Source organism: Streptomyces sp. NPDC048734 (assembly GCF_043198675.1).
Classification (GTDB): Bacteria; Actinomycetota; Actinomycetes; order Streptomycetales; family Streptomycetaceae; genus Streptomyces.
Genome location: NZ_JBICUZ010000006.1, coordinates 416,272 through 429,393, shown reverse-complemented (window position 1 = coordinate 429,393; position 13,122 = coordinate 416,272). Strand labels below are relative to the sequence as shown.

Genomic DNA, 13,122 nt, shown 5'->3' with positions numbered 1-13,122 from the left:
CGCGCGGACGCGGCCTGCGCACGGCACCGCGCCGGGCGGCACACCGGCGAGGAGGGGCCCGGGAATGAGCGAAGCGACATACGCGCCGCCGGAGGTGCGGCGGGCCCGGTACGGGGTGGCCGCCGTGTTCACCGTGCACGGCGCGGTCACCGGCTCCTTCGCCACGCGGGTGCCGTGGATCCAGGACCACGCCTCCGTGAGCGCCGGCCAGCTCGGCTTCGCCCTGGCCTTCACCGCGTTCGGCGCGGCCTGCGCCATGCCGCTGGCGAGCCGGATCACCCACCGCCTCGGCAGCCGGGCCGCCCTGCGCGCACTGCTCGCGCTGTGGACGCTGGCGCTGGTCCTGCCCTCCCTCGCGCCGGACATGCTCACCCTGTGCCTGGCGATGTTCGTCTACGGCGCCACCGCGGGCATGGCCGACGTGGCGATGAACGCCCTCGGCGTCGAGGTCGAGCAGCGGCTCGAGAAGTCGATCATGTCGGGGCTGCACGGCATGTGGAGCGTGGGCGCGCTGCTCGGCTCGGCGGCCGGCACCCTCGCCGCGCACCTGGGCACGGACGCGCGCCTGCACCACGCCCTGGTGGCGGCCGCGCTCACCGCGCTCGGCCTGCTGGCCTGCCGGTGGGTGCTCGACCTGCGGCCCACCGAGGACGAGGAGCCCCCGCCGCGCTTCACCCTGCCGCCCCGCTCGGCGCTGCTGATCGGCGCGGTCGGGTTCTGCGCGGTGTTCGCGGAGGGCGCGAGCCTGGACTGGTCGGCGGTCTACCTGGACGACCATCTCGGCACCTCGGCCGGTCTCGCGGCGGCCTGCACGACCGGCTTCATGCTCACCATGGCGGTGGCCCGGATCGTGGGCGACGCCGTGGTGAACCGGTTCGGCGCGGTCCGCACGGTCCGTGCGGGCGGGGTGCTGGCCGCCGCGGGCGGGCTGCTGATCGTGGTGGCGGACCACCCGGCGACGGCCATCGGCGGGTTCGGGATGATGGGCCTCGGCATCGCCGTCGTCGTCCCGCTGTGCTTCGCGGCGGCCGGGCGCAGCGGACCGAACCCCAGCCAGGCCATCGCGGGCGTCGCGACCATCACCTACACCTCGGGGCTGATCGCGCCGAGCCTGATCGGCGGGGTGGCGCAGGCGAGCAGCCTGGTGGTGTCGTTCGGCGTGGTGACGGTGCTGGCGTTCGGGCTCGTCGTGTTCGCGGGCGTGCTGCGCGGCGGTGAGCGCGGGTCCGTGAAGGTCAGTCCGCCGGACGCAGCAGTGCCCGGCCCGCGCTCCTGAGCGTCTCGCTCCACGGCGCCGGGCGCATGGTCGCGGGGTCGAGGCGGACCAGGACGCGGGTGCCCCGCGCGTAGGTGACCGCCCCGTCGGCCGAGCAGAACCGGAAGCCGTAGGTCAGGCCGGTGTTGCCGAGCCGCTCCAGCCACAGGTGGACGGCGTAGGCACCCGGCTTGGTGACGGGCGCCTCGTAGCCGATGCGCAGTTCCTTCACGGCGTTGCAGGCGTCGCCGGCCGCGGCCCAGTCCCCCTCGAAGCGCACGCCGTGCTCCTGCCACAACTCGGTCCAGGCCCGCTCGACCATCAGCGGGTAGCGGGCGTTGTGCAGCAGTCCGAGCGCGTCGAGGTCGTCGAAGTGGACGGTGACGGGCATCAGCCGGCCGTGGGACAGGACGGGGGCGGCCGGGGCTTCGGCGGTCACGGGCGGGGCTCCTGAGGGCGAAGGGGGACGTACGAGGAAGATGTACGAGACAATCACCCCTATCCTAAGCGGTCGCTCACCCTCCGGATTCGCGTGAGAATGGGCCGGACATCCACACCGCGCCGGACGACTTCCGCACCGGAACGGCTTCCGCACCGGAACGGCTTCGGCGCCGCACGAACGAAAGCGAAACCCACCATGGATCTTGGCGTCCGCTGGAAACTGCACGGCGACGGGCGCACGCCGGAGCCCGGAGCGGTGGTCCGCCCCGACGAACGGCTCTCCTGGCCCCGCACGGCCGGCCTCGGCGCACAGCACGTGGTGGCCATGTTCGGGGCGTCCTTCGTGGCCCCCGTCCTGATGGGCCTGGACCCCAACCTGGCCATCATGATGTCGGGCGTCGCGACCATGATCTTCCTGCTCGCGACCCGTGGCCGGGTGCCCAGCTACCTCGGCTGCTCGCTGTCGTTCGTGGGCGTCGCGGCGGTCATCCGCGCCCAGGGCGGCACGAGCGCCACCGTCACCGGCGCGGTCCTCGTCGTGGGTGTCGCGCTCTTCCTGGTGGGCGTGGCCGTGCAACGGTTCGGCGCCCGGATCATCCACGCCGCGATGCCACCGGTCGTGACGGGCGCGGTCGTGATGCTGATCGGCTTCAACCTCGCCCCCGTCACCGCCTCCACCTACTGGCCGCAGGACCAGTGGACGGCCCTGCTGGTCATGCTGTTCACGGGTCTGGCCGTGGTCTGCCTGCGCGGCTTCTGGTCCCGCATCGCGATCTTCCTCGGCCTGGTCTTCGGCTACGGCATCTCCTGGGCGTTCGACCGGATCTTCGGCCGGATCCACTCGGCGGACGCGAGCGGCAAGGTCGTCGACCACTGGCGGCTGGACCTCTCCGCCGTGGGCCGGGCCGACTGGATCGGCCTGCCGTCCTTCCACGGCCCGAGCTTCGAGTGGTCCGCGATCCTGGTGGCCCTTCCCGTCGTCATCGCGCTGGTCGCGGAGAACGCCGGACACGTCAAGGCGGTCGGCGAGATGACCGGCGACCCGCTGGACGACAAGCTGGGCACGGCGATCGCGGCCGACGGCATCGGCTCCGTGCTGTCCACGGCGGTCGGCGGCCCGCCCAACACCACGTACTCCGAGAACATCGGCGTGATGGCCGCGACCCGCGTCTACTCCACGGCCGCCTACTGGGCCGCGGCGGGCTTCGCGCTGCTGTTCGGCCTGTGCCCCAAGTTCGGCGCGGTGGTGGCCGCGATCCCGGGCGGCGTCCTCGGCGGCATCACCGTCATCCTGTACGGCATGATCGGCCTGCTCGGTGCCCAGATCTGGCTCAACGCCGGGGTCGACCTGCGCAACCCGCTGAACCTGGTCCCGGCCGCCGCGGGCATCATCATCGGCGTCGGCAACGTCACCTTGGAGTTCACCGACACCTTCTCGCTCAGCGGCATCGCCCTCGGCACCCTGGTCGTCATCACCGGCTACCACGCCCTGCGCGCCTTCGCACCCGCCCACCTCAAGACCCAGCCTCCGCTCCTCGACGAGGGCACCAGCTCCTACGACGAGGCCGGCTCGTAGACGTACCGGGGGCACCCGCCCGACCACCGTCGCGGCCGGTGCGGCGGCGGGTGCGGCGCCCCGCCGCCCGACCCGCGACTCGGGTGTGGCCCGCACGCGCCCTCCGCCTCCCGCGCGACGGACTCGTTCGCCCGTTCCGGGGAAGCAGCGGGCCTGCGGGCCCGCGAACCGCCCGGGACTGCGACCCTTCCTGCATGCCGCACCCGGAACAGTTCGTCCCTCCCCTCGGCGCGTCCGTCGGCGTCGACGGGGTGCTCTCCCGTATGCGCGCCCTCGACGCGGCCCTCCCGCCACAGGACGGGATCGCCGTCTTCAACCGCGTCTACCTCGCCGTGACGGAGGAGGTGGACCGGCACCTCGGCACCGGCCGGTTCGGCGCCCCCCGAGCCGCGGTCACGCTGGACGTCCGGTTCGCGGAGCGCTACCTCGCCGCCGTCGACGCGGCCAGGGCCGACCGCCGCCCCCCGGCCTGCTGGCGCCCGCTGTTCCAGCTCCGCCGTCATCCGGGCGTACGGCCACTGCAGTTCGCGCTCGCGGGCGTGAACGCCCACATCGGGCACGACCTCGCGCTCGCCGTCGTGGACGCCTGCCGGAGCCTCGGCTGCGAACCGGCCGAACTGGAGGACGAGTTCGACCGGGTGGGCGATCTCCTCGTGGCGCTGGAGGAGCGCGTACGCGAGGACCTGACGCCCGGCCCCGACCTGCTCCGGATCACCGACCCGCTCACCCACCTGCTCGGCTCCTGGAGCCTGGAGCGGGCCCGCGAGGCCACCTGGTCCGCGGCCCGCGCCCTGTGGGCCCTGCGCCGTCTCCCGGACGTCGCGGGGGAGTTCACCGACCGCCTCGACGCGGCGGTCGGCTTCGCGGGCCGCATGCTCCTGACCCCCCTGTCGGACCGGCCGGGCGGCGCGGGCGTGCCCCGGCTCTGAAGCCGGAGGGCCGAGGGGTTCTAGTCCTCCGGCAGTTCGACCGGGGCGATCTCGTCGTACACGTCGCCCGGGCCCGGGTTGGTCGCGTCCGTCGTCCCGCCGAGGTGGTGCATCACGCCCCACACCGCGTTGAGGGCGGTCTGGACGGCGCCCTCGGCCCAGCCCGCGGTCCAGGAGATGTCGTCGCCGGCGAGGAAGATGCCCCGCTTGTCCTCGGGCAGCCGGTCCTGCATGAAGTGGGTGAACAGGCGCCGCTGGTAGCGGTAGTGGCCGGGCAGGTTGGCCTTGAACGCGCCCATGAAGTAGGGCTCGTTCTCCCAGGAGACGGTGACCGGGCTGCCGATGACGTGCTTCCTGATGTCGACGTTCGGGTAGATCTCGCCGAGCGACTTGAGCATGACCTCCATCCGCTCGTTCGCGGACAGCGGCAGCCACTTCAGGCTGTCGTCGCACCAGGTGTAGGACAGGCAGATCACGGCGGGCCTGTCCGGGCCGTCGTCGAGGAGGTAGGTGCCGCGGGTCATGCGGTCGGTGAGCGTCATCGACATGACGTCCCGGCCCGTCTCCGCGTCCTTGTCCAGCCAGAACGGCCGGTCGACGGGTACGAAGAGCTTGGAGCTCTCCATGTAGTGGGTGCGCTCGATCGCCGTCCAGTGGTCGATCGGGAAGAGCGAGTCGTCGCAGGCGATCTTCGACAGCAGCATCCAGGACTGCGCGGTGAAGACGGCGGCCCGGTAGGTGCGGATGTCCCCGTTCGCGTCGGTGACGGTGATGCGGTTGCCCGCGGTGCGGTGGAGACGGGTCACCGCCGGGCGGGGCTCACCGCCCTCGTGCAGGCTCGCGAGCGAGGTGCCGTAGGGCCAGTGGACGATCTTCTGCGGTTCGCGTTCCCACAACCGCAGCGGCAGTTGCTGGGAGCCGCCGACGATGCCGCGGTGGTGGTCGTCGGCCTCGGTGTAGACGACCCGGAGGATCTCCAGGATGGAGTTGGGGAAGTCGGTGTCCCAGCCGCCGGTGCCGAAGCCGACCTGGCCGAAGATCTCGCGGTGCCGGAAGGACCGGAAGGCCTCGGAGTCGCAGAGGAAGCCGTAGAAGGTCTGGTTGTCGAGCTTCTCGACGAGCTTCGCCCAGATCTCGCGGATGCGCGGCACGTCGCGCTCGCGCATGGCCCGGTTCATGTCGGAGAAGTCGGCGCCCTCCTCCAGGCACTTGTTCCAGGCGGCGGCGACGTCCCGGTAGACCTGCGGCAGGTCGTCGATCGTCTCGGCGTAGTGGGACTCGCCCTTGAGGTCGACGACGGTCGAGGGCGTGGTCTCGGCGAGCGGGTTGGGGAACGGGCGGGTCTCGAGGCCCACCAGGTCGATGTAGTGCTGGAGGGCCGTGGAGGAGGGCGGGAAGCGCATCGCGCCCATCTCGGCGGTCAGCGAGGGGTCGCAGCCGTCGAAGCCCACCGTGCGCAGCCGCCCGCCGATCCGGTCGGCCTCGTACACGACGGGCTTGAGGCCCATCTTCATCAGCTCGTAGGCGGCGACGATCCCGGACAGTCCGCCGCCGATCACGGCGACCTCGGTGCCGTGCTCGGTGGCCGGTATCTGGCCGAGGCCCGCCGGGTGGGCGAGGAAGTCGTCGTAGGCGTACGGGAAGTCCGGGCCGAACATCGTGATCGGCGGCTGCTGCTCGTCTGCGTGCTCGACGGCGTTGGGCACGGTGGACGTCATGGGGTGCGGACTCCTTGCGGCAACGAGAAAGGGAAGAAAGAGAAGAAAAGGGAGGACGGGGGGTCAGACCAGGGACCCGTAGAGGCCGGGGCGGCGGTCCTTCAGGTACGGGTTCGCCTCGCGGGAGGCGGCCACGAAGGCGGGGTCGGCGTCGGCGAACACGAGTTCCTCCTCGCGTCCGGCGCGGGCGCGGGCGACGCCGTCGGGACCGGCCAGGGTGGAGAGCCCGACGAACTCGAACTCCCCTTCCCGACCGACCCGGTTGACGTAGGCGACGTACATCTGGTTCTCGAAGGCGCGCACCGGGATCATCGACTCGGCGACGAACTGGAAGGGGTGCATCTGCGCCGTCGGCACCACCAGCAGGCCGGTGCCGGCCAGGGCGTGGGCGCGGACGTTCTCCGGGAACTCGACGTCGTAGCAGATCATGAGGCCGACGGTCAGGCCGCCGAGGTCCACCTGGACGACGGGCCGGTCGCCGGGCGTGAAGTGGTCGCGCTCGAAGCAGCCGAAGAGATGGGTCTTGCGGTAGTTCGCGAGGCGGACCCCGTCGGCGGAGATCAGCTGCGCGGCGTTGTACACCGTCTCGCCGTCGCGCTCGGGGTATCCGTAGGCGACCGCGAGACGGTGTCGCCCGGCGAGGTCGGCGACCGCGTCCGCGGAGTCGCCGTCGGCGGGCTCGGCGAGGCGGGCGACGTCGTCGCCGATCGCGTACCCGGTCAGGAACATCTCCGGCGCGACCAGCAGTCCGGCGCCCGCGGCGGCGGCGCGGCCCGCGGCCTCGTCGAGGACCTTGAGGTTCTCGACGACGGAGCCGGGCCGGCCGGAGCTCTGGAGCAGGGCGATGCGCATGCGTGTTCCTCACCGGAGGCGGAAGGGTGTGGGGGACACCTAGACGGTACGGTCCGCCGACCAGGGGGGACAAGGAGGAGCCGTTGCGTGCCGGTGAGCTGTTCGTTGCGTGCGGGGGGCGCGGGGCGACGATTCGTTGCGCGGCCCCGCGCCCGGGATCACCGCCGCGGGATCACGGCCGTGAGGTCACCGCCATGGGGGCACCGCCGTGTCGGCACCGCCGCGGGACCACCACCACGAGGTCACCACCACGGGACCACCGCCATGGGGACACCGCCGCAGCGGCACCGCCGCAGGACCACCACCACGAGGTCACCACCACGGGACCACCGCCATGGGGACACCGCCGCAGCGGCACCGCCGCAGGACCACCACCACGAGGTCACCGCCGCACTGCCACCAGCAGCGCGGTCACCAGGCAGGGCGCCGCGAGCAGCGCGAAGGCGGTGCCGTGCGCGGTCTCCGAGGCGAGCGGGGCGTAGGTGACGTACACCGCGATGGTGGTGAGTTCGGTGCCCAGGCCCGCGACGGAGGTGAGGGTGGCCCGGCCGGTGCCCTCGATGCGCTGCTGGAGGCGGGCGTCGGCCAGTACGGTCGCCAGCTGGAAGCCGCCGAAGGCCAGGGCCACCAGGGCCAGGCCGGCCGGGGTGCCGGCGCCCGCCCCGACGGCGAGGGCGAGCGCGGCGGCCGTGAGCAGCGCGGCGAACCCCCTGCGGCCCAGGCGCCCGGCCGGGCCGGCCAGCAGGCTTCCGGCGGTGACGCCGGCCCAGATCATCATCAGCAGACAGGGGATCGACGCGTCGGTGGCTCCGGTGTCCCGCGCCAGCAGCGGGGTGTACTCGTCGAGTGCGCCCCAGACGGCGCCGACGGCCGGGACGAGCAGGAGGGCACCGCGCACGGAGCGGTCGCGTCGGGCCTCGGCGAGGCCGGCCCGCAGGGTCGCCGCCCAGCCCTCGTCGTCACCGTCGGCGGCAGCGGGGGCGCGGTGTTCGGGGAAGCGGGTCGCCGTCGCGGCGCACAGCAGGCAGGCCAGCACACTGGCGGCGCCGACCGCCGGATAGCCGTACCCCGCGAACACCGGGCCCGCCAGGGCCATCGCCGTCATCGCCGCGGCCTGTCCGGCCGCGTGGGCCCGGCCCATGAGGCGGGTGTACCGGTCCGCCGCGCCGAGCCGCTCCAGCTCCTCGTAGACCAGGGCCTCCAGGGCGCCCGAGCCGAGCGCCCCGCGCGCGCCCCACAACACGAAGCCGGCGGCGAAGGCCCAGTACGAGGGGACCAGCACCCACAGCGCGAAGCCGGCCGCGCCCAGCAGCGGGCCCAGCCACAGCAGCAGCCGACGGGAGACGGCGTCCGCCCAGGCGCCGGAGGGGACCTCCAGCAGGACGCCGGTCGCCGACCAGAGGACGAACAGCGAGGACATCTGCCCGACGGACAGGCCGGTGTCGGCGAACAGCAGCGCGTACACCGGGTAGAGCAGGACGAACTCGTCCAGGAACGCATAGCCGTACAGCGTGGTCGTGAGCCGCCGTACGCCCGGTGCGCCGACGGGCGCACGGGCAGGTGAGTGAGTCATGGGGCCTTCCCGCAGGGACGTTTCGGACACCGGGGGCACGGCGTCCGAGGCGGTCCTCGGGAGGCACGGCTGCTGGATCAATGTCGCCAGGTCATGGGATCGAGGGTAGACCTGGGCCCGGCCCGCTCACCAGCGCTTTGCGGAGCCGGCGGCGGCGCCGGAGCCGGGCCCCGCCGGAGCCAACGACCGCGGAGCCGGAGCCGGCGGCTCTCAGGTCGGCGAGCCGGAGGAGAAGCGGCGCAGCAGCGGGGAGAGCACCAGCACCGACTTCGTGCGCTCCACGAAGGGCTCCCCCGCGATCCGCTCCAGGACCCGCTCGAAGTGGCGCATGTCGGCGGCGAAGACCTGGGCGATCGCGTCCGCCTCCCCGGTGACGGTGGAGGCGGCCACGACTTCCTGGTAACGCTCCAGGCCCCGCTGGATGGTCTCCGGCGAGGTGTTGCGCCGGCAGTAGATCTCGACGTACCCCTCGGTCTCCCAGCCCAGGGCCGCCGGGTCGACGCGCACCGTGAACCCGGTGATGGCCCCGGTGGCGCGCAGCCGGTCCACGCGCCGTTTCACGGCGGGTGCGGAGAGTCCGACGAGCTGCCCGATGTCCGCGTAGGAGCGGCGGGCGTCCTCGGCGAGGGCGTGCACGATGCGTTCGTCGAGATCGTTCAGCACTGCGGGTCGTTCACTTCACTTCGGATGACGCGAGGCGGGAGCGGCGGTGGCCGTAGGGGAAGTAGAACACGAGCCCGACGGCGGCGTGGAAGAACATGGGTCCGTCGGCGGCGCGGAAGGAGGCGGGCCCGGCGACGACCGGACCCGCGGTGTCCTCACTGCGGCGGCACCGCGCCGCGGGGCGCTCAGTTCCAGCTGGCGTGCAGGGGCTGGCCCTCCGCGTAGCCGGCCGCGCTCTGGAGGCCGACGACGGCCTTCTCGGCGAACTCCTCCAGGGAGGCGGCCCCGGCGTAGGTGCAGGAGGAGCGGACGCCCGCGACGACCGAGTCGATCAGGTCCTCGACGCCCGGACGGCCCGGGTCGAGGAACATGCGCGAGGTGGAGATGCCCTCCTCGAACAGCGCCTTGCGGGCCCGGTCGTACGCCGACTCCTCGGAGGTGCGGTTGCGCACGGCGCGCGCGGACGCCATGCCGAACGACTCCTTGTAGAGCCGTCCGCCGGCATCCTGCTGGAGGTCGCCCGGGGACTCGTAGGTGCCCGCGAACCAGGAGCCGATCATCACGTTGGACGCGCCGGCCGCGAGCGCCATCGCCACGTCGCGCGGGTGACGGACGCCGCCGTCGGCCCACACGTGCTTGCCGTACTTCCTCGCCTCGGCCGCGCACTCCAGGACCGCGGAGAACTGCGGCCGGCCCACGCCGGTCATCATGCGGGTGGTGCACATGGCGCCGGGGCCGACGCCGACCTTGATGATGTCGGCGCCCGCGTCGACGAGGTCCTTGACGCCCCCGGCGGAGACGATGTTGCCGGCGACGATCGGGACCTGCGGATCGAGGTCGCGCACCAGCCGGATCGCGCTGATCATCGATTCCTGGTGGCCGTGGGCCGTGTCGATGACGAGGGTGTCGACGCCCGCGTCCAGCAGCAGCTTGGCCTTCTCGGCGAAGTCGCCGTTGATGCCGACGGCGGCGGCGATCCGCAGCCTGCCCCGCGCGTCGGTGGCGGGCGTGTACAGGGTGGCGCGCAGGGCGCCCTTGCGGGTCAGGATGCCGGCCAGCCGGCCGTCCGCGTCGACCGCTGGGGCATAGCGCCGGTTGGCCGCGTCGAGGGTGTTGAAGGCCTCGCGGGGGTCGATGTCCGCGTCCAGGAGCAGCAGGTCCTTGGACATGACCTCGGCGAGCTGGGTGAAGCGGTCGACGCCGCTGAGGTCCGTGTCCGTGACGACACCGACGGGGCGGGCGTCCCCGTCGACGACGACGCCCGCGTTGTGCGCGCGCTTGGGCAGCAGGGCCAGCGCGTCGGCGACGGTCTGGTGCGGGGCGAGCACGATCGGGGTGTCCAGCACGAGGTGGCGGCTCTTGACCCAGGAGATGACGTCGGTGACGACGTCGATCGGGATGTCCTGGGGGATCACCACGAGGCCGCCGCGCCGCGCCACGGTCTCGGCCATCCGGCGCCCGGCGACGGCGGTCATGTTGGCCACGACCAGCGGGATCGTGGTACCCGTGCCGTCCGGGGAGTTGAGGTCCACGCCCAGACGCGATCCGACCGCGCTGCGGCTCGGGACCATGAAGACGTCGTCGTACGTGAGGTCGTACGCGGGCTGGATGTCGTTGAGGAAACGCACGTGCCGCACATCCCAGTCGATCAGAGGTGACCCCCGGACCGGCCGGCCAGGGGGAAGAGCACGTACTTCATTCTCCCATGAGAGCCGTGACGTCCGGCCCGGGAGAATCATCCAGGCTGGTCAGGAGGGTGTTCGGAGGATCGTCCGAGGGATGTCCGCGGGATGTCCGCGGGGCCCGCCGGTCAAGCGCCCGGGCCGCCCCCGAGGGCGAGCGCCACCGACAGCCGTGGCGTGCGGTCCACGGCCTGCGCGAACACCTCCTCGGCGACCGCCCACTCCCGCGCGTTCTCCCGCGCGTACGGCCGCCAGCCCCGTACGACGACCAGCAGCCCCCGGTCGGCGCACCCGGCGGGCCAGACTCCGGGGTCGGCGAGGGAGTCGGCGAGCGCGTCCCAGTTGCGCCCGAACCACTCCGGGAGGTCCAGGGCACGGGCGGCACGGTCCATCAGGCCCGCCTTGTCCGTGATCCCGTCGAGGTCCAGCGTGACCACGTGCTGCGTCATCTCGGTACCGTCCTGAACGAGTCGGGTGATCGTCGGTGCAGTGGGTGGCGAACGGGCGGGGAGGCACACGGGGGACGCACCGCGGCAGCGTGCGTCGACGCTGTCACGGCCGTCCCCTCATGACCTGCCGTCGGGGGCGGTCAGGCCCCGTCGGGGTCCGCCCGGTTCAGGGCGGGCCTGGGCGTCGGACCCGCCGTCATCAGGTAGTCCGCGGCCGAGGTGTCGGTCACCAGGCTGGTGACGAGCCCCGAGCGCAGCACCGCGTCGATCGCGGCCGCCTTGCGCTGCCCGCCCGCGATCGCGACGACCTCGGGGATACGGCGGAGCTGGTCCGCCTTGACGGTGATGCACCGCTCGCCGAGGTCCCGGCCGACCCGGCGCCCCTCGGAGTCGAAGAGGTGCGCGGACATCTCGGCGGCGACCCCGAGCGAGGCGTAGTGCGCCCGCTCCTCGTCGCTGAGCATGTCGTGCACCGTCGAGATGCCCGGCTCCCAGGAACCGATGGAGACACAGGCGACCGTGACCTTGTCGAAGTACTCGAAGGCCCGGGCGATCCCGGTCTGGTGGCGCAGGGCGATCGCGGTGGCCGCGTCCGGCAGCAGCATCGGCGCGTAGATGGGGTGCGCGTCGCCACCGGACACCTGGGCGGCGCGGCGGACGGCCTCGACCGAGCCGCGCTCGGCGGTCCCGGCGTCGTACACACCCGTCAGCTGCACCACCGTGCAGGGCGGCAGCCGGTCCAGCGCCGCCGCCATGTGGATGGTGGACCGGCCCCAGGCCAGGCCCAGGACGTCCCCCTCGTCGAGCAGCTCGCCGAGCAGGTCGGCGGCCACCTCCCCGAGGTTCTCGGGGTCTGGCGACTCCTCGGCGTCGGCCGGGGACTCGACCACCACGGCGTGCCTGAGGCCGTACCTGGCGCGGAGCGCGTCGGAGCGCTCGGCGTCCAGTTCGGCCGGCACACGGATCTCGATCCGTACGAGATCCCGTTCGAGGGCGGTCTCCAGGACCCGGGCCACCTTGAAGCGGCTGACGCCGAACTCCTCGGCGATCTGGATCTTGGATTTGCCCTCGAGGTAGAAGCGGCGGGCCATGGCCGCCGCCTGCACCAGCTCAGCGGGTCCCATCCGCATGGCTGACCGGCCCGCCGACATACCCGACACGGCGCTCTCCTCACTGCTGTTCACACTCTGGATTCGCCGTTCATCCTTGCAGATGCGGCGCACTCGATCGGCCCTGATCGCGGCCGTTCACGTTCCCTTGGTCCCGCGGTCGCCCACCCGTACGTCAGTGGGCGCACGCCCAGGACGCCCCGGCGGTCGCCCCCTCCGCCTGCGTGCGCAGCGCACGTACCGCCTCGGCCGGGTCCGACGCCCCGTAGACCGCCGAGCCGGCGACGAAGACGTCGGCGCCCGCCTCGGCGCACCGCTCGATGGTGGCGGCCGAGACCCCGCCGTCCACCTGGAGCCAGAGCTCGAGACCGTGCTTGCTGATCAACTCGCGGGTGCGGCGAATCTTCGGCAGCATGATGTCGAGGAACGCCTGTCCCCCGAAGCCCGGTTCGACCGTCATGATCAGCAGCATGTCGAGTTCGGGGAGCAGATCCTCGTACGGTTCGACAGGCGTCGCCGGCTTCAGCGCCATGGAGGCGCGCGCACCCTTGGCGCGGATCTCGCGGGCGAGCCGGACCGGCGCGGCGGCCGCCTCGACGTGGAAGGTGACGGAACCGGCCCCCGCCTCGACGTACCGGGGCGCCCAGCGATCGGGGGCCTCGATCATCAGATGGCAGTCCAGCGGCGTGTCCGTCGCACGGGCCAGGGACTCCACGACCGGCACACCGAGCGTGAGGTTCGGGACGAAATGGTTGTCCATGACGTCGACGTGAAGCCAGTCGGCTCCTTCGACCGCCTTCGCCTCGTCCGCGAGGCGGGCGAAGTCGGCGGACAGGATGCTGGGGTTGATCTGCGCGGCCATGACCCAAGACTGC

The 13,122-nt window shown here is 72.7% G+C and carries 12 protein-coding genes; 3 read left to right on the top strand and 9 right to left on the bottom strand.

Annotated elements, in window-relative coordinates; all coding sequences use genetic code 11:
• The first annotated feature begins 64 nt into the window (after window positions 1-64).
• The gene (locus ACGFQC_RS19140; protein ID WP_363091407.1) at window positions 65-1,276 is read left to right on the top strand and encodes an MFS transporter; all 1,212 of its coding nucleotides are present in this window, start codon (window positions 65-67) and stop codon (window positions 1,274-1,276) included.
• Here ACGFQC_RS19140 and ACGFQC_RS19135 read toward each other — a convergent pair.
• Entirely contained in the window at window positions 1,236-1,694 is a 459-nt protein-coding gene (locus ACGFQC_RS19135) for a thioesterase family protein (RefSeq protein WP_363091406.1), read from the bottom strand. The two genes, ACGFQC_RS19140 and ACGFQC_RS19135, sit on opposite strands and share 41 nt — an antisense overlap.
• Window positions 1,695-1,892: 198 nt before the next feature.
• On the opposite strand from ACGFQC_RS19135, the gene ACGFQC_RS19130 reads away from it, so the two are divergent.
• Together ACGFQC_RS19130 and ACGFQC_RS19125 are read left to right on the top strand one after the other, a co-directional pair.
• Window positions 1,893-3,272 carry a solute carrier family 23 protein gene (locus ACGFQC_RS19130; protein ID WP_363091405.1) on the top strand — a complete coding sequence of 460 codons (1,380 nt, stop codon included), beginning with the start codon at window positions 1,893-1,895 and terminating at the stop codon, window positions 3,270-3,272.
• Between the two features lie 194 nt (window positions 3,273-3,466).
• Window positions 3,467-4,201: a DUF5995 family protein gene (locus tag ACGFQC_RS19125; RefSeq protein ID WP_363091404.1), complete on the top strand. Its 735-nt coding sequence runs from the start codon at window positions 3,467-3,469 to the stop codon at window positions 4,199-4,201.
• A 20-nt stretch (window positions 4,202-4,221) separates the two neighbouring features.
• Here the strand turns inward: ACGFQC_RS19125 and ACGFQC_RS19120 are convergent, their stop codons facing one another.
• The 8 genes from ACGFQC_RS19120 to rpe all read right to left on the bottom strand — a co-directional run bounded on the left by ACGFQC_RS19120 (window position 4,222) and on the right by rpe (window position 13,109).
• Entirely contained in the window at window positions 4,222-5,919 is a 1,698-nt protein-coding gene (locus tag ACGFQC_RS19120) for an NAD(P)/FAD-dependent oxidoreductase (RefSeq protein ID WP_363091403.1), read from the bottom strand.
• Window positions 5,920-5,982: 63 nt separating this feature from the next.
• Window positions 5,983-6,771 carry a carbon-nitrogen hydrolase family protein gene (locus ACGFQC_RS19115; protein ID WP_363091402.1) on the bottom strand — a complete coding sequence of 263 codons (789 nt, stop codon included), beginning with the start codon at window positions 6,769-6,771 and terminating at the stop codon, window positions 5,983-5,985.
• Window positions 6,772-7,153: 382 nt separating this feature from the next.
• A complete protein-coding gene (locus ACGFQC_RS19110) occupies window positions 7,154-8,344 on the bottom strand; it encodes an MFS transporter (RefSeq protein ID WP_363091401.1) in 1,191 nt (396 codons plus the stop codon).
• Between the two features lie 210 nt (window positions 8,345-8,554).
• Window positions 8,555-9,007: an Lrp/AsnC family transcriptional regulator gene (locus tag ACGFQC_RS19105; protein ID WP_073493514.1), complete on the bottom strand. Its 453-nt coding sequence runs from the start codon at window positions 9,005-9,007 to the stop codon at window positions 8,555-8,557.
• A 185-nt stretch (window positions 9,008-9,192) separates the two neighbouring features.
• Window positions 9,193-10,635 carry a GuaB1 family IMP dehydrogenase-related protein gene (locus ACGFQC_RS19100; RefSeq protein ID WP_363091400.1) on the bottom strand — a complete coding sequence of 481 codons (1,443 nt, stop codon included), beginning with the start codon at window positions 10,633-10,635 and terminating at the stop codon, window positions 9,193-9,195.
• A 182-nt stretch (window positions 10,636-10,817) separates the two neighbouring features.
• On the bottom strand, window positions 10,818-11,138 hold the full coding sequence (locus tag ACGFQC_RS19095) for a barstar family protein (RefSeq protein WP_363091399.1): 321 nt from the start codon (window positions 11,136-11,138) through the stop codon (window positions 10,818-10,820).
• Between the two features lie 140 nt (window positions 11,139-11,278).
• Window positions 11,279-12,322 (bottom strand): sugar-binding domain-containing protein, encoded by a 1,044-nt coding sequence (locus ACGFQC_RS19090; RefSeq protein ID WP_363091398.1) that lies wholly within the window; start codon window positions 12,320-12,322, stop codon window positions 11,279-11,281.
• A 100-nt stretch (window positions 12,323-12,422) separates the two neighbouring features.
• The gene (gene rpe, locus ACGFQC_RS19085) at window positions 12,423-13,109 is read right to left on the bottom strand and encodes a ribulose-phosphate 3-epimerase (RefSeq protein WP_363091397.1); all 687 of its coding nucleotides are present in this window, start codon (window positions 13,107-13,109) and stop codon (window positions 12,423-12,425) included.
• Between the last annotated feature and the right edge of the window lie 13 nt (window positions 13,110-13,122).